The organism is Prevotella sp. TCVGH (genome assembly GCF_023522295.1).
GTDB lineage: Bacteria > Bacteroidota > Bacteroidia > Bacteroidales > Bacteroidaceae > Prevotella > Prevotella timonensis.
Window position 1 is genome coordinate 26,307 of record NZ_QFFX01000016.1, and the last position, 18,764, is coordinate 45,070.

An 18,764-nucleotide genomic window follows, 5' to 3' on the forward strand; every position below is an offset into this window, starting at 1 on the left:
GTAAGGAAAGGACAAACTTATGGATTTTGCCAGTTTACACGATTTGCTCCGCTCGACCTATGACGAGATGATGCCGCTTTGTTCGGATATGACAGGTGTGGCAAAGGGGATTGCGGGCTTGGGTGCGCTCTTCTATATCGCACTGAGGGTATGGGCTTCGCTTGCCCGTGCCGAGGCAATCGACGTGTTTCCGCTCCTACGTCCCTTTGTGATTGGTTTTTGCATTATGTTTTTCCCTACGATAGTGCTTGGCACAATGAATGGCGTACTCTCCCCAATCGTCAAGGGTACGGAAATGATGGTGGACAAGCAGGAGGGGACACTTGCCAAACTTATAGCACAAAGGGATAAGTTGCAGGAGGAAGCCTATCTGCGCAACCCCGAAACGGCATTTTTGGTATCGAATGAAGCCTTTGACCAAAAGATTGAAGAGATGGGCATCGTCGGTCCGGAGGATGCCATAACCATTGCGGGAATGTATGCGGAACGCTCTGCCTACCAAATGAAACAATGGATTTTAAAGTGTGTTCACGACATCATGGAAATACTCTTCCACGCTGCGGGATTGATTATTGACACGCTGCGCACTTTCATTCTGATTGTGCTCTCCATTCTTGGACCCGTCGTTTTCGGCATTGCCGTATGGGACGGACTGTCGGGGTCGATGACGGCTTGGTTTTCTCGCTATATATCGGTGTATCTATGGTTACCGGTGAGCAGCATCTTGACCGCCCTTCTGACAAAGATACAAGTGCTGATGGTGCAGAAAGATATTGAAACCCTTAGCGACCCGAATTTCCTCCCCGATGCGGGCAGTTGGTATCACATCGTCTTCTTCCTCATCGGTATCGTGGGCTACTTCTGTGTGCCTACGGTGGCAGGCTGGATTATCGAAGCAGGTGGCGGCATCGGCTCATACGGTCGTAACGTCAATCAGACGGCTCAGCGTGGAGCGCAGGGCGCATACACCGGAGGCAAGTATTTGGCAGGTGGAGCAGGAGCCGTTGCAGGCAACGCCATCGGACGTATCAAGGGTGCATTACTCAAAGGTAAATAACAAAAAACGAAAAAACAATGGAATTCAAATCACTCACCAATATCGAGACCTCATTCCGTCAGATAAGGCTCTATGCCTTTGTCTTTGCCATCGTCTGCGTGGCGGTCAGCGGCTATGCCGTCTATGCCTCGTATGGCTTTGCCAAAGAGCAGAGGGAGAAAATCTATGTGCTTGACCAAGGAAAGTCTTTGATGCTCGCACTGAGTCAGGATGCAAGCAAGAACCGACCTGTGGAAGCGAGGGAACACGTCCGTCGTTTCCATGAACTGTTCTTCACCATCGCGCCCGATAAGGATGCCATCGAGAAGAACATGGAGCGTGCCTTTGTGCTGTGTGACAAGTCGGCTTTCAATTATTACAAGGACTTGGCGGAAAAGGGTTATTACAACCGTGCCATTTCGGGCAATGTCAATCAGCGTATCGAGGTGGACTCTATCCGCTGCAACTTTGAGGTCTATCCCTACGAGGTAACGACCTACGCCCGTCAGTTCATCGTGCGACCGAGTAACATCACGGAGCGTAACCTGATTACGACCTGCACCTTGCAGAACTCCGTCCGCTCGGACAACAATCCGCAGGGCTTCCTCATGGAGCAGTTTATGGTGCGACAGAATCAAGACCTCCAAACCTATAAACGATAGCACGATGAAAAGAACAAGGGGATTTTCATTCGCACGGCACTATTTGAGGGCGCACTTGTGGCTTCGCCATCGGTGCGACAGGCTCACGGCAAAGCAGCGCAAGCTGATTGTATTCGGATTAAGTTTTGTCTATCTCGTCTGTTCTTTAGTGATGATAGCGCAGTTTTTCCTGCCGCACGATAAGGAGGAAAGACTACCTATCCCCAAGGGAACGATAATAGACAGCGACATCCATACAGATAGCGTATTTATACGACTTTATCAACAATATTCAACTAATAGTAATGAAAATGGATAATAAACAGAAAGAATATCTCAAGAAAGGACTGGTCTTCGGTGGGCTGGGATTGCTTTTCGCCCTCTCGATGTGGTTCATATTTGCCCCGTCGGGCAAGGAGAAGAGTGCGGCGCAGCAGGGACTGAACGACAGCATACCGCAGGCGACCACCGAACAGCTGACGGGCAACAAACTCAAAGCCTACGAATTGGGCGACAAGAGCCGTCAGGACGAACAGACACGCGAGGAGATGGGCAGGCTTTCGGATTACTTTGATAGTAATACCGCCCCCTCGGAAAGCGAGCGTGCGGAAACAGCCGCTTCGACGGCAAAGATTGAAAGCTCAATGCACCGCTATGAGGAGAACAACCGCCTGTTGAACTCTTTTTATGCACCCGATCCGCACGAGCAGGAGCGTGAGGCACTGCGCTCGGAGTTGGACAACCTCAAAAAGGAATTGGCATCAAAGAATGAGAATGAGGATGCGGAGGAGAAGCGACAGCTCGCTCTGATGGAAAAGAGTTACCAAATGGCGGCGAAGTATCTGCCACAATCTTCTTTAACTACCAATGCTGCCAACGCTTTTACACCCGCAAAGGAAAAGGGAGTTTTGGAAACATCGGCAACAAAACAAGTATCGGTAGCCGGTTCTCTTCCTGCAATGGAGGTATTGGCAGAACGTAAGCAGGTGGTGTCTTCGCTCGATCAGCCGATGACAGATGCCGACTTTGTTCAGCAATACGGCACGAAGCCACGCAATATGGGCTTTCATTCGCTCACGAGTGCGGTTGCTGCCGTGTCCCGCAACACGCTCAGCGTGGTGGTGGACAGGACAGCGACACTCAAGGAGGGCGATAATGTGGCGTTGCGCATGCTCGAAACTGCCCAAGTGCAGGGCTTGCGCATTCCCCGCCAAAGCCGACTCATTGCGAGGGCTAAGATTGAGGGCAACCGTCTGCACCTGCTCGTTAAGAGCATTGAAGTAAAGGGACGGATTATTGCCGTGAAGCTCTCGGCATACGACACCGACGGACAGGAGGGGGTATTCATTCCCGGTTCGGAGGACATCAACGCTCTCAAAGAGGTGGGAGCAAACATTGGAGGATCGATGGGAACTTCCTTCACCTTTGCTTCCTCTGCCAAAGACCAAATCATCTCGGAGGCGGCACGTGGGGTGATGCAGGGCGCAAGCCAGCTGCTCCAAAAGAAACTCCGCACCGTCAAGGTAACACTTAAAGGCGGCTACCGCATGTTCTTGGTTCAGTCAAAATAAGCATATCAATCAATAAAAATAGCAATAACAAAATAATAACAACAATGAAAAAATGGATTTTTTCGGCTGTCCTGCTTGCCACGATGGGAGCGTCAGCCACTGCACAGACAACGACTTCAACGCTCACGCCCGACCGTCCGCTCTCATCGGGAGAACTCTTTCAAGGTATGAGCAAGGCAATTCCGAATGGACGCATCGTCCTGCCTTACGGCTTGGAAGTTACTTTTGAAAAGACGGTGCATTTGATTTTTCCATCGGCTGTCCGCTATGTGGATTTGGGTTCACAGAACATCATCGCCGGCAAGGCGGAGGATGCGGAGAACGTGCTGCGTGTAAAGGCTGCCGTCAAGGACTTTGAGACGGAGACCAACATGAGCGTGATTTGCGAGGACGGCTCATTTTATGCTTTCAACGTGAAATATGCCGATGAGCCGGAGAAGCTGAGCGTGGAGATGAAGGACTTTCTGTCGCCCGTCGAGGGACGTTTGCCGAGCAACCGTGCGGACATCTATTTCAAGGAACTTGGGAACGAGTCGCCCGTACTTGTCAAACTGATGATGCAGACCATCTGTCAGAATGACAAACGCTATATCAAGCACATCGGGGTGCACCAGTTCGGTATGAAATTCCTGCTTAGGGGATTGTATGCGCACAATGGCTTGCTATATTTTCATACCCGAATAGGCAATATGACCAATATGCCGTACTCGGTGGACTTCGTTACGTTCAAGGTGGTGGATAAAAAGGTGGCGAAGCGCACCGCCATTCAGGAACAGGTGCTGCAACCACTCCGTGCCTATCATCAGGTGAACTACATCAAGGGAAGGCACACAGAAAGTTCGGTGTTCGCCTTGGAGCAGTTCTCGCTTTCAGAAGATAAGCAGCTTGAAGTGACGCTTTATGAGCATAATGGTGGACGAACGCTTACCTTCTATGTCGAGCCGCAAGATTTACTTTTGGCTCAGAAGATTGATAACCTAAAACTCAAATGGTAATGAAAAAGTGTCTTTTTCTTCTTATGTGTGCGGTGGCCATTGCGCTGCCCACACAGGCACAACGGCTGATTCCAAAGCAAAAAGGCTTGGAAATAGTAGGTAACGTGCCAATTATCAAAGGCGAGAAATTGTTTGCCAAAGACAATTTTGGCATAGGTATTTCGCTCACTCGCTATCTGAAGCGTGAGAATTATTCATTTCTTACGGTAGAATATGAGCAACAAAATATGCCGTATCGCAGCTATGATGTGAAACTCAAAGATGCCTTCGTGCATTTGGGTTATATGCAGCCTATTGTTTCTGACAATGGTAAAAATGTATTTGCCTATGCTGGAATATCCGCTTTGGGTGGCTATGAGGAACTTAACGAAGATAAGAAACTACTTCCCGATGGCGCAAAACTGCTCGATGGCTCTCACTTCGTCTATGGTGGAGCGGTGCATCTATCCATAGAATGTTTCTTATTGGACAATGTGCTGTTGCTACTCAAAGGACAGGGACGCATACTCTTTGGTACGGATGTTCATCATTTTCGCCCTGCTGTATCGGCAGGAATCAGGTTTAATCTATAAATGTAGGGAACAATGAAAAAGAAATTTTTTAATAGTATATGGGTAATGGGAGTGCTAACCCTTGCCGTGTTTTGTTTATCTGCTTGTGATAGGGAGTTGGATGTTCAGCAGTCTTACCCGTTCACTGTCGAGACGATGCCTGTCCAGAAGGACATCGTCAAGGGACAGACGGCAGAAATCAGGTGTACACTCAAACGTGAAGGCGACTTTGCCGACACTCGCTACACCATCAGATATTTCCAACCGGACGGGAAAGGAACGCTAAGAATGGACAATGGGACGGTATTCAAGCCCAACGACCGCTATCCGCTCACCAAGGATGTTTTCCGACTTTACTACACCTCACTCTCATCTGACCGCCAGACGATTGATGTATATGTGGAGGATAGTTTCGGCAGGGTTCAGCAGCTAACCTTTAGTTTTAACAACGAGCGGGAAGAGGGCAAGGACAAGCCTGCATCTTCACGCCACTAAGAACATAATGGATGCGAACGATACATTCTTTCATTTTACTTTGTGTATTCTGCCTGTTCTGTCAGCCGACCCTTGCTCAGCGGAGGGTGCGGTTGGCAGACTTGCCACCTTTTGAACGTGCGGTAGTCGTTGTAAAATACTTTGAGGGTATGCACAGCTGGAAGAATTATCCGTATGTTGGATATGGGCATCAGCTGCAACCAGGAGAGCGTTTCACAGCGGATATGACGGAATGGCAGGCAGACTCCCTGCTTCGTGCAGACCTTTGGAAATGCATTGAATGCTTCAAAGAATATGGCAAAGATGCCCTATTGCTTGCCGTCTTATCCTACAATGTTGGAGTAGGTCGGTTGTTGGGGTATGGCAAACATCCCAAGAGCAAATTACTCAAAAAAATAGAAGGTGGAGATAGGAGTATCTATCGAGAGTATGTTTCCTTCTGTCGATACAAAGGAAAGGTTTTGCGTGGGCTTGTCAAGCGAAGACAGGTGGAGTTTGCTCTATTCTTCATCTTGTAATTACTGAACACCTTTTTACCTAAAAACTCTTTAAATTTTATGGAAAAGCATTTATGGCATTGCAAAATTAAATATTTAATATTACTTTTGCAAACAAAAAGTATATATAATTACCAAACAATATGTATACGTCAACAAAATTGACAGAATATAGAAGTAAATATAATGTTTCGTGGGCTAAACAGTTGCCAGCCAACACTCCTCCTGAAGATGTCGTAGTTGCATACGACAATGAACCTTTATTTCGTCTAATTCAAGAAGATAGCGTCATGACAGAGGATGATTTAAAACCTCATACTGAGCTGTATCCACAGAAAAAATTTGGAAACAAACTATGGCAAGCATCTGGGTTATCTTCACTATGCACATTGGAAGATGCACGTTCTATGGCGAAACTTCCTTACTTGAAACATTTGCATGGAATTGCAGAAATAATAATGTGCCCAGAATATGGTGTAATGCTAAAAACTCCAAGTAATAACTGTGCAAATCATTATACTTGGTGGCATACAACTTTATTTGATTTAAACAAAGCTGAAATCCAATATAGAGAAATAACTCTTTAACCGAAAGCAATATGATTCAACTAAAATTTATAGAGGTTATTGTTTTCTATGAGATACCACAAGTTTTTGTAGCGACAGATATTTTTGGCGCAAATTATTTGTGCCTATTATATCCGTATGATGATGAAACGTGTTATAAATATCTCGCTGTAAGGATTAGTGAAAAACGTTTGAACTTATTTAAAGGTCAGAAAATAGATTTATTGTCTATATATAAAAAACCAGAAGATAATAGTTATCTTGATGTAATTGTAAGAGGTGCAAATGATATATTAGCCATACCCCTTGAATCTATTAAGGTACAGCCTTTTATGCTACCAGATGAAGGCTTTTTCTGTAATTATGAAGCAATTGATAATGAAGAATTAATTTCAGGTTCATTACAAAATGGTAAAATAATGTCTTGTATAGCATTTAGTGACATTGATAATTCTCATAGCATTGATATTAATGTATTAACAAATGCTTTAGACAGATACCAAGCTATGATACGTAACTGTCACATTAAAAGCTTTGGTAAACAACATGCCTCTGAAGCAAATATGAGAGCTTGTGCATTAAAGGCCGCATCTTTTGATGTACACTTTATTCTAAATGAAACATTTGATATGTTTGGTGAAGCATCAAGGATATCATCTACTTTACAGAAAATTGATGAAATATTTACAATAGACTCTGTAGATGGATTGAAAGAAAAAATTGAAGATTTACAGGGACATACATTAAGCAGTATGCGCTCTTTTTTGCAAGTCTTAGAAACTAATAAATTGTCTTTTAAACATAAATGGGTTACATCAACATTAGAAAAAAGTATCTCTGGTTCTACTATATCATTAAATGCAATTTCAAGAGTATATGATTATTTAAATGCACACATAGAATTAGAGGAAGTCATAACCGAATTTGTTGGTTATTTTGCTTCTGGTACAGTTCTATGTAATGGGAAATGGACTTTTATTTACGATAAAAAGAAAATAACAGGTACAACAGCTGAGGCTAATATCCTTAATGGAGTTACATTAGGGGAATTACATCAATATAAAATAAAATGTATTGAATATCAGAATGCAAATAATATATCTACAAAGCCAAAAACAACATATAAGCTTATAGAATGTACAAAAATATAAAAACAAAGGGGAAGATGGCACTTTGCCATCCCTCTCTTGCTCTTCTACCTCTTTATAAAGATCCTCAAGATCATCCTATAATTTAAGCTTTTGATAATTAGCGACTTTCTTTTGCTTCTTTTCTTTGGTCGCCTGCTCGTTCAAAGAAAAAGAAAAGAAGCCACGCATTTTTTTAAGGTTGCGTGGCTCATTGTGTTAGGGATTTTCGGTTGTTTCAATTATCCGCTCTTCGGGGTGGGTATCGAAAGCCCAATTGATTTGTTCATCGGGCAGTGTGCTGTGTATTCCTCTGCCCATCACCATTCCACAATCTTCAAGGATTTTCCGCTCGGCTTCCTCTCGGTCTGTGGCTACAACCTCAAACACACCTTCAAAAACGTATTGGGTGCGTACTCTGTAAACTTTCCTTTCCATATTTTCAAAACTCAGCGATTAGTAATCTGTGTTCCATTGGTTCACCATTCGATAGCCAACGGTGGGTTAGCCAAAAATGATGTGCGCCGTAACCATAGACAAAAAACTTGTCAAGTTCCGTTTCTTGGGAGATTTGAAGGAGTGCGGTCTGCAACTCCTCCTTGTTCTCGGCTATGCTTATGGCATTGATAACTCTCACGATGATGTTGGGTATTTCATCTGCCCACGAGTTGTTGAGAGCTTTGCTCGAAAAATTATGAATAATGCCTTCTACTTGTACTTTCATATTGTTGTCGTTTATAGGTTGATGTTTTTATTTACTCTCTGCAAATAAGGGCGCAGTCCTCTACCTCGGTGGGTAGTCCAAAGGCTGGAACGTGGGTAAAATAAGGTTGCATATTCCCCTCTATGTCTGTGTGGGGCGATATAACCTCCGCTTTGGTGTCCTTACTCCATTGGTCTGCGAGTGCGATTTCTTCGTCTGTCAGTCCTGTACTATCTCCATTGATAAGGTAGCCTAAACTCCACGTTGGAATTTTCTCTATAGTCTTGTATGTCGCCATAATCGTTGTTATTATAGGATTGTTATGCGGTTGCTCTCTGTGCTATCATTCTCATATTCTTCTGCATCAAGGCGAGTATCTGCTCGTGGTACTCGGTGTTCTTGTTGCACACTCCACGACTTTGTACCACTTTCATCGTTTCCAATGATACCTCGATGGTTTCGATGCGCTCTCCGTCCTTTGTGGCAGAGAAGATAAGCGACTGCGGTTTGCTGTAATAGCGTGCGTCATATACGCAATGGTGCATTGCCGTGCCTTCCTCCAAATGCTCCTGCACACTCTCCAAAACGTGGATACGGATAATGCCGTCAGTAAACTCTATGCCAAAGAATTTTGCTTTGAGTTGCTTGTACTCTTGTTCGGCTTCTATTGCTTCCTTACGCTTCTTGATAATGTTCTCACGCTCTTTCATCGCTCTGCTCTTGGCTTGGTAATGGTCGTGCGCTGCTCTTAGGTCGGTGGGGCAAACATACTTGGCATTGTGAATATCCTTGCCTAATTGATTGAGCATATCCACCATATCACACCATAGACTTCCGTCCTCTATATGGTAGCCGTTTCGCAAACAGATGCGGATAGATGCCCAATAGCTATCAATGCTTCTTCGACCATTGTGCATGAAGAATTTGAGTAGCGGGATTTGCCCCGACTTCAACAAGGTTTCCACACGGCTATCGGAAAGCAGTGCCGGTATAAGTTCAGTAGGCACTATATTGTGGAAGTTTCCCTCAAAACCATTTCTGCGGAGTGTGTCCGTAACCTTGAACTTGGGATATATCGGTGAGTACGATATATAGCGGTAGGCTTCGTTGTCGTTGCGTACTGCCATTGGCGAACAGAAAGAAAAGGTGTCAATGTATCTGCCTAATGTTCGTTGAACAGCAATAATCGTTTTTCTTCCTTGTGCGTTCCACCAATACTGACCGATTTCAAAGGTATATGAAGATGCCTTGCAACCTTTCTCCATTTCCACAGAAAGGAGGAACATTCTTAGTATTTGGTATTCTCCGTAAGTGGTAAGTATCGTGAAATATTGCTTTTGTCTTATCTTGCGTTGAAAGGTTTCCTTGACCTGCAACCTTGCCCCGCAATGGGGGCAGGTGCAAGTGTCCGTAGGCTTTTCTATTGTCCAACTATGCCCACAATCCATACACGTTGTGCGACCTTTGGGCAGTCGGTAGGCGAAATGGTCTATACATTCACGGAATGCCCATTTGCTCTGTGTCTTGGTTATCGGGCGAAGGTGCTTACTCTCGGCAAGGACTGCCTTCTCATATTTGTTTCTTGGTTTCATAGGCTTAAAAATCAAATAGTGACGGTTGTGTTTGGGGTGCTGCGCTTTCGGTTTTCTTCACTCGTGCGTTACGGCTCTGTATCTTGGCGAGTTCCTCACGTTGGTACTGCTTGATGGCTTCTTGCCTTGCTTCGGCTTTCTCCTCCTCTGTGAGTTCCACAATATGATTTACTGCCACTCTGCAAGTGATTTCCTTTTCTACTTCAATTTCATCCTCGTCATAGTAGTGTACTGCCATTGAGTAGATTTCATCGTCCTCAAATCCATTGCAGCCACTCGTCTGCACTTGGTTCAAGATGTAGGTTACACATTCCTCGATGCTCTTGTTAGGCTTCATCAAGTTGGGTGCAAACAAAGAGTCTGTCGCTGCACGTTGGTTCAGATACTCGGCTATTGCTCTCGTAAAATGTTCTGTTCCTTTCATATCGCTTAGTATTTAGGGATTTCTACAATTTGGTTTATCTGTCCGCAAAGGAAACTTCTTAGGCTGGTGCGGTCGGGTGCATAATACTCTGACCAATGTCCGTATTGATTGACCAAATACTTCTTCAATACGTCCATAAAGTCAAACCGATAACCCATAAGGGGTACGGCTGTACGGAAGTAGGTGTTAGTGTTCACCGCTTCGGCAAGCCAATTCTTTTCCTCACGGCTCATTCGCTCCCCACGATTGAGTTTCACACGCAATAAATAAACCTTGCTGTGGCTCAAAGTTTCCAAAGGCTCAACATCCCACTGCACAAACTTAGTTGCCACCAAACGCTCACTTTCATCAACCACCGAACTTATGCGGTAATGAGAGGAGGAGCTATATCCTTTTTCTTTCATCGAAGATGTGATATTTACTTTCTGCTGTTCCATAATGACATTTTTTTTATGCGTCCAAAGATCGGAGTATGCTGATTCCTTTTTGTAGCAAGAACAAGGTAGGGGGCGCAGCCGGCACAAGGTTTTGTAGGAAAATACTACCCGGAATGAAATGTAGGTGTGGAGATTTTCCGTACAAACCAAAGGCACAGACCTTGTGCAAGCCGTAGCCCCTTACTACCTTTGCGAATAAAAAGAAATCAGCACCGACTTATGGCACATCAAAGTGGAATAGATGGACTTAAGAAGCGAAAGTGCAACGCCTGTATGGAAAACGAAAAAGGTGGCTACCTCACGTTGAGATAACCACCCATAAAGAAGAATGAATCGAAGAATATCTTTCCTTGTGCCTTAGAGTACACAGAGCAGGATTGCCAAGATGACGGCAAGCCAGAACAGCCAACGCAGGATTGTAAAGGTTACTTGAAGAATAACTTTGACAATGAAGCGTAGTATCAGGAAACCGAGAATAATCGAAACGGCGGTTACGACTTGCGGCGTAACTATCTTCGAGATGAGGTAAATCGCACCGATAACGATGGAAAGCAGAACGGCGAGTTCGATGAAGCGTGTCCAACCAAAGCGGCGGACTTGCTTGGAAGAAGTCGGCGGCTGCCTGTTCTTATCGGTTTTGTTCGATGCGTCTGCCTTGATGAAGGCAGGTGTGTGAATGTCTTGATTCATGATGATTGTATTATTCATAATCGAGGCTTTTAATAGTTTCAAGAGCGATAACAAGATGCGCACACAACACAAAGACAAGTGTTTGCAAAACTCTTGACGTGTGGAGTGGAGCGTTTATCTTGGCTCTTGACACTACAAAAGCCCCCGATGGTGAAGTATCAAACCATGTTCTCACCGCCTATCGTTGGCAGACCATTGATCTCAATGAGCAGCACGATTGTACCGGTCAGTTCGGTGTACAGTTTGTCGTATTCTGTACCTGCCGTAAAGTCGTCCGTGAGTTCGTACTTGGCAAATACCGCTTGAATTGCCTTGTTGTTCAGTAAAATTAGTGCTAACCTTTCGGGAAGCGGACTTGGCAGTTCCTTCTCAAACTCCTGCTCCAGTACGGAAACAAGGGTATCATACTTTGAGAAGTGTAGGTCGTGGTACAGCACCTCGCTTGCCATCACCTCTGCTTCGGGATGTGAGAAACCTTGCGCCACGGCATCGCAGTAAGCCGTCAATGCCTCGTCTGCGCGAGCGTTTATAAACGCATTGTCATTCTCTCTCTCAGGGAAATGCTCTCCGAGATACGCTTCCAACTTCAGACGGAAGTAGGAAAGTTCTTTCTTTGTCGTTGTCATAAATTCAAAATTTTAGGGTTATATACATTATTTTTGGGAAATGCCTAATGCCGTATTGAAAGTACCCAACTTGTCAGCCAGCTCATCCATATCGTGTTCTATCTTCTTATTGGTAATACGGGCGTAGATTTGCGTTGTCTTGATGTTGGTGTGTCCTAACATCTTACTTACGGATTCGATGGGAACTCCCTTGGATAGGGACATCGTGGCAAATGTGTGCCGGGCGAGGTGGAAGGTCAGGTTCTTTTTGATACCGCAAATATCGGCAATTTCCTTCAGATAACTGTTCAGTTTTTGATTCGTCAGCATGGGGAAAATTTTGCCGTCACGATAGGTCTTGCCACTATATTTTGCAATGATGCTCTTGGGTATATCGAGTAAAAGAACGTTGGTCTCCACGCTCGTCTTCTGCCGCTTGGTCATTATCCACTGCTTGCCGTTGAGCGTGACGATGTTTTCCGGAGCGAGGTTGTACACGTCTATGTACGCAAGTCCCGTGAAGCATGAGAACACGAACACGTCCCTTACAAGTTCCAAACGACCGATGCCGAAATCCTTGTTCGCAATTTTAAGGATTTCCTCGTCTGTGAGGAATCCACGATTGACCGGTTCCATGTGAAAACGGATGTTGAGGAACGGATCATGGTGCAGGACACCAAGTTTCCTGCCCAGAATGGTAATCGTCTTGAAGGTTTTCATCATCCTCGTGGCGGTGTTGGGATTCTGTCCGACAACCGTTCGAAGATAAATGTCGAAGTCGTGTATCACGATATAGCCGAGTTCGGACAGGCGGATGTCAGACCGACCGTATTTATCACGAAGGAAATTTGAGAAGTGTTTCTTGCAGACGTTGTATTTCTGTAAGGTTGCAGCTTCGACCGACACGCCTACCTGCCGTGCAACGTCACTGTTGTGCTTGTTGAAGAGGCTCATTAGGGTGTCCACATCCTCCTTCTTACCAAGATACTCCGACTTGATACGCTCCAAGGACACCTCGTCCGTCATCTCGACTTTCTTGAAGATGGTCTGGAGTCCGCTCTGAATGTTGTCAAGTTCGAGGTTGGTGGAAAGTGCTTCAGTTGTCCTTCCCTTCAATCGTTCCTTCTCCCTGTCCCATTGGGACTGTTGGACAGCAATGCCCGTCGAGCCGATGGAAAGGCGTTCGTTGTTGAGATAGATTCTCAGCATGACAGGGGTCTTGCCCTCCTTGTTCACATAATTGCTTCTGAGATAGAAGACTGCTCTGAAAATTGCTTTCATACATTTTACTGCTTTTAGTTGTAGCCTGAACAGAAGTCTTGTCCTAACACCTGCCATCTGTAGCCGTAGCTTGTCGGACACATTGTTGCCCGAAGTGGTGTATGGTAACAAAAACACCTCTGTAATCACGCTGCAAAGTTCAACATATTTGTTTGAATAGCAATAATTTACGCATACTCCTTATGTACTCTGTATGTACTCTTGGCTACATTTTTATTTTGCCTTGAAAATGTGTAGCCTGATTGTAGCCTTTTTAGAGCATTTTGGGAGTTTCTGCCCCCTCCGTGCATACTCTGAAATTTGGGATGGGTATAAAAGAAAAGTATCATAACTACTTGTAGCTATGATACTTACGATTTTCTTAGGTTTCCCTCTGATGTTTATTTCAGAGTACCTAAAGCGGAGAGAGAGGGATTCGAACCCCCGGCACCTCTCAGTGCGACGGTTTTCAAGACCGTTGTAATCGACCACTCTACCATCTCTCCTTCACATGATTATGTGACTTTAATTGTAAAGCGAGTGCAAAGGTAAATGTTTTCATAGAAACAAAAGAATAAATACAGAAAAGAATTGATATATTAATATTTGTTAACATTTGAGCGTGGGTATTGGAATTGAACACTAAGTGTAAAGCTTATTTTTTGTGATTAGACAGTTTCTTAGTTTGAAAACTCGTTTCTTTTTGGTGTATATTCAGATTTTATATCTGTTGTATATTTAATATTCATATGAGGATGTCAGTTATTCTCCGTTATAGGGGAGTAGGGTGTCGGGGATAAAGTCGAATGCTTACTTTCCGACACACAAACCTTGTTCTTACATTTTGTCATTGATACTGAACAAACACAACAAGACTTCTTTTACTGCTATTAAGCCTTATTTGAGGTTGAATGCCACACCATGCACTTACAGCTGAATATCAGTTTTCTACATCTAAGTAGTTAAATAAGGTTAATAAACAAAAGGTTTATAGTACTATGCTTTGCAAGGTACTTGTATTTTACATACATTTGCATCATCAACTATAAATTGATGATTATGAATGTAGACAATGTGAAATCGCAAATGCGCAAGGGAATGTTGGAATACTGCATTCTGTTGTTGCTGGAAAAACAGGCAGCCTACACGTCTGACATCATTCAGCGGCTCAAGGAGGCCGAACTGTTGGTGGTGGAGGGAACGCTGTATCCGCTGCTTACACGACTGAAAAACGATCGCTTGCTGAGTTATAACTGGCAGGAAAGTACGCAGGGGCCTCCTCGAAAATACTATATGCTCACCGACAAAGGGGCAGTCTTTCTCCGCGAATTGGACAAGGCGTGGGGAGAGATTGCCGCCACCGTCAATTTTCTGAAACAATCTAAATAAGTTATTCATTATTAACCAGTCATTATGAAAAAAAATATTACCATCAATATGTTAGGCAGGCTTTACGCCATTGATGAAGACGCCTACGGACTGTTGCAACAATATATCGACACTTTGCGCAGCTATTTTGCGCATAAGCCCGATGGAAAAGAGATTGCCGACGACATTGAGGCTCGTATTGCTGAACTGTTTGACGACCTTAAGGCACAGGGAGTTGAGGCTATCAACATTCAGCACGTGCAGGACATCATTACGCGAATCGGAGATCCCAAAGAGATGGATGAGGATGAGCCGAACGACGAGGAGACGGTAGAGCAAGATGCGGAACAGTCGGAGGAAAAGAGTACGGTCAACCGACTGAAGGAAGAAGTTGTTGCTTATTTTGATCGATTGAGAAAATCGGGCAAACGCCTTTATCGCGACCCCTCCGATAAAAAGATCACTGGACTGCTGGCTGGATGCGCCCGCTACTTTGGTGGCGACCCTTTGTGGTGGCGGTTAGCTTGTGTGCTGCTTGTCTTTATCACTTTCAATACGTCTTTGTCTTCTGGTATGTTCTTCCACGTAACGCCGTTCACGTGGACACCGCTTTGGCTCGTGCTCATCTATTTCATGATTTCGATCATCACACCTGTGGCACAAAATCCCGAAGACCGACTGAAAATGAAAGGAAAGGATGTGACGCCACAAAGCTTGGCGCAGGAAGTGACCGAAGAACACGTACAGGCAGATATTCCCCAATCTCGGCAGAGTGGGGCGATAGGATGCGTAGGAGGTTTTTTCAAAATTATCCTGCTGCTGATGAAGGGCTTCTTAATTCTTGTCTGCATTTTTGCCGGATTGGGATTGGTTACTTTATTGGCAGCCCTCATTGTGTTGCTGACCATGCCCGATCTGTTTGGCGACATTGAATTTGCGACGCTCTATTCAAGTGCGGTTAGTCCAACATTAAGTGTGGTATGTGTTGTCAGTATGGCAGGTGTGCTTTTCATTCCCCTTTATTGCGGCATCCACTCAATACTTAGCAACACCAAGAAACTCCTACCGATGGGTACTCCGCAACGCTTGATGTGGGTGGGCGTATGGACTGCGAGCCTCATAGTGGCGATTATCAGTGGCATCGCCATTGGTGCAAGAATTTCCATTGCCGAAGAGAAACAGGGTGATATGAGGCGCGAGGCGTACATCAAGGCGAACACCCACAATGGCGTATTCATCAACGAAACCGATTGGGATTTCCTGAATCAAGGCGGATGGTATCTGCTGGTTGCTCCGACAGATCGTGAGGACCATTACACCTCAAATGGAGAATATTACACTGGCAACCAGAATGTACGGTATTTGGACGGTTACTCAGACTGGGGACTGAACTATCAAGTGGAGCGTGAGAAAACCGATGTTGCCCCCGGCACATACACCTTGAGTGCCGTCGCTCGTACCAATGGCAAGGGCGCCTATGTATATGCCATTGCCGATGGACGCAAATATATGGTGGAGATACCAGCCAATGGCAATACAGCTGGGAATATCTGGATAGAGGCGAAACGCAGGTTGAGCGTTACGGACTCGCTCTCATCAAATCCAGACGAGACTTATTATCAGAATATCGTTGAGGCTAACGACGGCAATGGATACGGATGGAACCGCATAGAGATCAAGAATATACGCAGCACCAAAGGCTCCGTTCGCTACGGTGTTTCCACCAAATCAAGCTTCACAGGCTCCACTTTCGCAGGGCAATGGGTATCAGCCGCAGACTTCAACCTGAAATAAACAGGGCAATCAAGTTCGTTTTTACGAACAACAGTGTGGATGTTAGTGTGAAAGATGGCTTATATTGACAATTTACTCAGAGTTGATGAAGAATCATGATTTTTAGGTATTGTATTATTTTTATTCATTTAATACTTTTGTAAAATAATTTAGCGTTCATCAAATACATTAAAATGAATCGCTTAATATAGTATTTACAAATATTATTTCACATGAAGAAAAAAAATTACTTAATTCTTAGTATGATTATTACGACGTATGCATTTGGTAATGCCAAAGAGCATATTAAGACAGATTCAACGTATCTTTTAAAGGAAGTCGTTATAAACACTACACGTATCCCTGAAATAAAGTCTAATGCTGCTGCAACAGTAACAATTATAGATCAAAAGCAAATTGCAGCAATGAGTAAAGCTGAACCTGATTTATCTCACCTTTTAGGTTTACTCACTCCAAGCATGGCGTTAGCAAGCAATACAACAAGTTCACGCGCACAAACTCTTCGAGGCAGGGGCGCTCTCATATTAATAGACGGGATTCCACAATCCACTCCATTAAGATCTACAGACCGAGATATACGCTCTATAGATGTTTCTGCTATTGATCACATTGAAATTGTAAAGGGTTCGACTGCATTATACGGAAATGGTGCTATCGGTGGTGTGATAAACATTATCACAAAAAAGAATACAAAGAACAAAAAGATTGCCGGTGAGTCTTCTCTCTCAGGTTCAACTTATAATTTCTATCATGGAACACAAGGAATGGGCTATCGTGTTAACCAACAACTTTATGGTTCTATAGATAAGTTAAACTATCTTGTTAGTGGTTCTTTTGTAAAAACAGGTAGTAGTATTGATGGTTCTGGTGAATATATCTCTCCACGCTATGGATTAGGTGATACTTATACGTCAAATGCTCTTATTAAATTAGGCTACGCATTATCAGCCAAAAATAAAATAGAATTTATGTATAATTTCTATCGGAGCTTGCAGCATACTACTCTTGTTCAGCAAAAAGGAGAATATCTAAAGAGTCCAGCTATAGGTATCTTCGGTGAAAAAGACCCACAGGCTGTCGATGAAGGTACACCTTATAACCATAATGCGTATCTAAAATTTTCCTCTCGTAAATTATTTTCAAATACAGATTTTGAAGCGTCTATATATGGTACAAGTTTATACACAATATTTGATTTCAGAAAACATAACCCGAAAAAACCGCGCTGGGAAGAAAAAAGTGGACAAGCTACCATCAAAGATCAAAAGATTGGTTTCCGTTCTCAATTTAATACATTCTTGTCAATATCTGACAATCTCTTCACTCGTCTTACTTATGGATATGATTATCTTTTAGATAAAACCTCTCAGCCACTTGTAGATGGACGTTATTGGGTTCCTAAACTTCAGAGTAGTAATCATGCTCCATTCTTGCAAACAAAGACAACTCTTTGGGAATGTCTTAATGTAAAATTAGGAGGACGTTATGACGTTATAGATGTCAATGTACCTGATTATGATATATTGCGTACAAAACTCAGCAGTCCTGAAGTACATGTTAAGGGAGGAAAACTAAAATATGATAATTTCTCATTTAATGCAGGTATATCTTTCAATAAGTTGTCGATATTTCAACCTTTCGTTGCTTTTTCGCAAGGTTTTTCTATTTTTGATTTAGGGCGGACGCTGCGTGCAGCTAAAGAAGACGTTTTATCCAAGATTATTACTGAGCCAGTAAAGACAAATAACTTTGAATTAGGTGTATACTCTGATATCAATCATAGGTTACAGCTAAATGGATCTGTTTTTTATACTTATTCAAAGTTGGGAAGCGACCTTAAAATTGATGAAGCTGGTTTTTGGGTAGTCAACCGTACACCTCAAAAGGTATATGGAATGGAATTGAATGCAGATGCGCAAATATTAAACAACTTAAAAGCAGGTGCCAATTTCACATGGTTTGAGGGGAAGCTCAAGTCTACTTCAGACAAATGGGATACCTATATGTCTAACATATCTATCCCTGCAGCCAAGTTTGCTATGTATTTTGATTATGCTCCTATTAAGAATATGTATATGCAGCTACATTACGTTCATACAGGAGACCGTAACCGCTTTGACACCACAGGTAAAGGTGTATATAATGAGGGAGAAGGAAAAGTTAGTAGTATAAATTTACTCAACTTTTCAACAGGAATAAGTTTAAAGGATTGGGAACTTAATTTAGGTATCTCAAACTTGCTTAATAATACTTATTATACGCCAGCTTCTATGTTGATGGCAAGAGATGCAGAGTATGCGCATGCTGATGGACGTAAGATAACATTAACTGCTACATTTAAGTATTAGAAACTGAGGTCAAATGATGACCAGCATTAAATATATATTGGGAGTTCTACAACAATGTTCTCAA

General features: G+C 43.6%; 22 protein-coding genes and 1 tRNA gene. 13 read left to right on the plus strand and 10 right to left on the minus strand.

All coding sequences use genetic code 11. The features are described from left to right. Positions 1–19 precede the first annotated feature (19 nt). The 10 genes from traJ (at position 20) to DEM91_RS04720 (ending at position 7,503) form a co-directional block, all read left to right on the plus strand. Positions 20–1,057, plus strand: a complete 1,038-nt coding sequence (gene traJ / locus DEM91_RS04675) for a conjugative transposon protein TraJ (RefSeq protein WP_008448442.1) — start codon at positions 20–22, stop codon at positions 1,055–1,057. A gap of 17 nt (positions 1,058–1,074) precedes the next feature. Then, the gene (gene traK / locus DEM91_RS04680) at positions 1,075–1,698 is read left to right on the plus strand and encodes a conjugative transposon protein TraK (protein WP_036895233.1); all 624 of its coding nucleotides are present in this window, start codon (positions 1,075–1,077) and stop codon (positions 1,696–1,698) included. Positions 1,699–1,702: 4 nt separating this feature from the next. Further along, complete coding sequence (locus DEM91_RS04685) at positions 1,703–1,996, plus strand: hypothetical protein (RefSeq protein WP_024992812.1); 294 nt, start codon at positions 1,703–1,705, stop codon at positions 1,994–1,996. Beyond that, positions 1,989–3,248 (plus strand): conjugative transposon protein TraM, encoded by a 1,260-nt coding sequence (gene traM, locus DEM91_RS04690; protein WP_024992811.1) that lies wholly within the window; start codon positions 1,989–1,991, stop codon positions 3,246–3,248. Before DEM91_RS04685 ends, traM begins: the two co-directional genes overlap by 8 nt. A gap of 44 nt (positions 3,249–3,292) precedes the next feature. Further along, positions 3,293–4,243 (plus strand): conjugative transposon protein TraN, encoded by a 951-nt coding sequence (gene traN / locus DEM91_RS04695; RefSeq protein WP_024992810.1) that lies wholly within the window; start codon positions 3,293–3,295, stop codon positions 4,241–4,243. Beyond that, on the plus strand, positions 4,237–4,815 hold the full coding sequence (locus DEM91_RS04700) for a conjugal transfer protein TraO (RefSeq protein ID WP_249858145.1): 579 nt from the start codon (positions 4,237–4,239) through the stop codon (positions 4,813–4,815). The genes traN and DEM91_RS04700 overlap by 7 nt, the downstream gene beginning before the upstream one ends. Before the next feature lie 12 nt (positions 4,816–4,827). Then, positions 4,828–5,289 carry a DUF3872 domain-containing protein gene (locus tag DEM91_RS04705; RefSeq protein ID WP_019036799.1) on the plus strand — a complete coding sequence of 154 codons (462 nt, stop codon included), beginning with the start codon at positions 4,828–4,830 and terminating at the stop codon, positions 5,287–5,289. A gap of 11 nt (positions 5,290–5,300) precedes the next feature. After that, positions 5,301–5,807, plus strand: a complete 507-nt coding sequence (locus DEM91_RS04710; RefSeq protein WP_004338365.1) for a glycoside hydrolase family protein — start codon at positions 5,301–5,303, stop codon at positions 5,805–5,807. Positions 5,808–5,947: 140 nt separating this feature from the next. Further along, positions 5,948–6,373: a hypothetical protein gene (locus DEM91_RS04715; protein ID WP_231551771.1), complete on the plus strand. Its 426-nt coding sequence runs from the start codon at positions 5,948–5,950 to the stop codon at positions 6,371–6,373. Positions 6,374–6,384: 11 nt separating this feature from the next. After that, positions 6,385–7,503, plus strand: coding sequence for a DUF6575 domain-containing protein (locus DEM91_RS04720; RefSeq protein ID WP_004338366.1), 1,119 nt, complete (start codon positions 6,385–6,387; stop codon positions 7,501–7,503). A gap of 195 nt (positions 7,504–7,698) precedes the next feature. Here the strand turns inward: DEM91_RS04720 and DEM91_RS04725 are convergent, their stop codons facing one another. From DEM91_RS04725 to DEM91_RS04770, 10 genes are all read right to left on the minus strand, one after another. Then, positions 7,699–7,917: a hypothetical protein gene (locus DEM91_RS04725; protein WP_004338368.1), complete on the minus strand. Its 219-nt coding sequence runs from the start codon at positions 7,915–7,917 to the stop codon at positions 7,699–7,701. A 4-nt stretch (positions 7,918–7,921) separates the two neighbouring features. Beyond that, a complete protein-coding gene (locus DEM91_RS04730) occupies positions 7,922–8,203 on the minus strand; it encodes a hypothetical protein (protein ID WP_004338369.1) in 282 nt (93 codons plus the stop codon). Between the two features lie 31 nt (positions 8,204–8,234). Then, positions 8,235–8,480: a DUF6926 domain-containing protein gene (locus DEM91_RS04735; protein ID WP_024992831.1), complete on the minus strand. Its 246-nt coding sequence runs from the start codon at positions 8,478–8,480 to the stop codon at positions 8,235–8,237. A 22-nt stretch (positions 8,481–8,502) separates the two neighbouring features. Next, the gene (locus DEM91_RS04740) at positions 8,503–9,774 is read right to left on the minus strand and encodes a PcfJ domain-containing protein (protein WP_004338371.1); all 1,272 of its coding nucleotides are present in this window, start codon (positions 9,772–9,774) and stop codon (positions 8,503–8,505) included. Between the two features lie 4 nt (positions 9,775–9,778). Then, positions 9,779–10,198, minus strand: coding sequence for a PcfK-like family protein (locus DEM91_RS04745; RefSeq protein ID WP_021668299.1), 420 nt, complete (start codon positions 10,196–10,198; stop codon positions 9,779–9,781). A gap of 5 nt (positions 10,199–10,203) precedes the next feature. Further along, positions 10,204–10,635 carry a hypothetical protein gene (locus DEM91_RS04750; protein WP_024992817.1) on the minus strand — a complete coding sequence of 144 codons (432 nt, stop codon included), beginning with the start codon at positions 10,633–10,635 and terminating at the stop codon, positions 10,204–10,206. 357 nt (positions 10,636–10,992) lie between these two features. After that, positions 10,993–11,343 carry a hypothetical protein gene (locus DEM91_RS04755; RefSeq protein ID WP_019036539.1) on the minus strand — a complete coding sequence of 117 codons (351 nt, stop codon included), beginning with the start codon at positions 11,341–11,343 and terminating at the stop codon, positions 10,993–10,995. Between the two features lie 140 nt (positions 11,344–11,483). After that, positions 11,484–11,951 carry a DUF1896 domain-containing protein gene (locus DEM91_RS04760; protein WP_249858146.1) on the minus strand — a complete coding sequence of 156 codons (468 nt, stop codon included), beginning with the start codon at positions 11,949–11,951 and terminating at the stop codon, positions 11,484–11,486. A 27-nt stretch (positions 11,952–11,978) separates the two neighbouring features. Next, on the minus strand, positions 11,979–13,211 hold the full coding sequence (locus DEM91_RS04765) for a site-specific integrase (protein ID WP_249858147.1): 1,233 nt from the start codon (positions 13,209–13,211) through the stop codon (positions 11,979–11,981). Positions 13,212–13,611: 400 nt separating this feature from the next. Next, positions 13,612–13,696, minus strand: a tRNA-Ser gene (locus tag DEM91_RS04770). A gap of 553 nt (positions 13,697–14,249) precedes the next feature. Here DEM91_RS04770 and DEM91_RS04775 point away from each other — a divergent pair. The 3 genes from DEM91_RS04775 to DEM91_RS04785 all read left to right on the plus strand — a co-directional run bounded on the left by DEM91_RS04775 (position 14,250) and on the right by DEM91_RS04785 (position 18,700). After that, entirely contained in the window at positions 14,250–14,579 is a 330-nt protein-coding gene (locus DEM91_RS04775; RefSeq protein WP_195253756.1) for a PadR family transcriptional regulator, read from the plus strand. Positions 14,580–14,603: 24 nt separating this feature from the next. Next, on the plus strand, positions 14,604–16,352 hold the full coding sequence (locus DEM91_RS04780) for a PspC domain-containing protein (protein WP_195253755.1): 1,749 nt from the start codon (positions 14,604–14,606) through the stop codon (positions 16,350–16,352). A gap of 212 nt (positions 16,353–16,564) precedes the next feature. Beyond that, entirely contained in the window at positions 16,565–18,700 is a 2,136-nt protein-coding gene (locus tag DEM91_RS04785; protein ID WP_195253754.1) for a TonB-dependent receptor, read from the plus strand. Positions 18,701–18,764: the final 64 nt, after the last annotated feature.

Bases quoted from the DNA above. Each gene is read 5' to 3' on its own strand.
- traJ (WP_008448442.1), top strand. From the start codon at position 20: ATGGATTTTGCCAGTTTACACGATTTGCTCCGCTCGACCTATGACGAG.
- traK (WP_036895233.1), top strand. From the start codon at position 1,075: ATGGAATTCAAATCACTCACCAATATCGAGACCTCATTCCGTCAGATA.
- DEM91_RS04685 (WP_024992812.1), top strand. From the start codon at position 1,703: ATGAAAAGAACAAGGGGATTTTCATTCGCACGGCACTATTTGAGGGCG.
- traM (WP_024992811.1), top strand. From the start codon at position 1,989: ATGGATAATAAACAGAAAGAATATCTCAAGAAAGGACTGGTCTTCGGT.
- traN (WP_024992810.1), top strand. From the start codon at position 3,293: ATGAAAAAATGGATTTTTTCGGCTGTCCTGCTTGCCACGATGGGAGCG.
- DEM91_RS04700 (WP_249858145.1), top strand. From the start codon at position 4,237: ATGGTAATGAAAAAGTGTCTTTTTCTTCTTATGTGTGCGGTGGCCATT.
- DEM91_RS04705 (WP_019036799.1), top strand. From the start codon at position 4,828: ATGAAAAAGAAATTTTTTAATAGTATATGGGTAATGGGAGTGCTAACC.
- DEM91_RS04710 (WP_004338365.1), top strand. From the start codon at position 5,301: ATGCGAACGATACATTCTTTCATTTTACTTTGTGTATTCTGCCTGTTC.
- DEM91_RS04720 (WP_004338366.1), top strand. From the start codon at position 6,385: ATGATTCAACTAAAATTTATAGAGGTTATTGTTTTCTATGAGATACCA.
- DEM91_RS04725 (WP_004338368.1), bottom strand. From the start codon at position 7,917: ATGGAAAGGAAAGTTTACAGAGTACGCACCCAATACGTTTTTGAAGGT.
- DEM91_RS04730 (WP_004338369.1), bottom strand. From the start codon at position 8,203: ATGAAAGTACAAGTAGAAGGCATTATTCATAATTTTTCGAGCAAAGCT.
- DEM91_RS04735 (WP_024992831.1), bottom strand. From the start codon at position 8,480: ATGGCGACATACAAGACTATAGAGAAAATTCCAACGTGGAGTTTAGGC.
- DEM91_RS04740 (WP_004338371.1), bottom strand. From the start codon at position 9,774: ATGAAACCAAGAAACAAATATGAGAAGGCAGTCCTTGCCGAGAGTAAG.
- DEM91_RS04745 (WP_021668299.1), bottom strand. From the start codon at position 10,198: ATGAAAGGAACAGAACATTTTACGAGAGCAATAGCCGAGTATCTGAAC.
- DEM91_RS04750 (WP_024992817.1), bottom strand. From the start codon at position 10,635: ATGGAACAGCAGAAAGTAAATATCACATCTTCGATGAAAGAAAAAGGA.
- DEM91_RS04755 (WP_019036539.1), bottom strand. From the start codon at position 11,343: ATGAATAATACAATCATCATGAATCAAGACATTCACACACCTGCCTTC.
- DEM91_RS04760 (WP_249858146.1), bottom strand. From the start codon at position 11,951: ATGACAACGACAAAGAAAGAACTTTCCTACTTCCGTCTGAAGTTGGAA.
- DEM91_RS04765 (WP_249858147.1), bottom strand. From the start codon at position 13,211: ATGAAAGCAATTTTCAGAGCAGTCTTCTATCTCAGAAGCAATTATGTG.
- DEM91_RS04775 (WP_195253756.1), top strand. From the start codon at position 14,250: ATGAATGTAGACAATGTGAAATCGCAAATGCGCAAGGGAATGTTGGAA.
- DEM91_RS04780 (WP_195253755.1), top strand. From the start codon at position 14,604: ATGAAAAAAAATATTACCATCAATATGTTAGGCAGGCTTTACGCCATT.
- DEM91_RS04785 (WP_195253754.1), top strand. From the start codon at position 16,565: ATGAAGAAAAAAAATTACTTAATTCTTAGTATGATTATTACGACGTAT.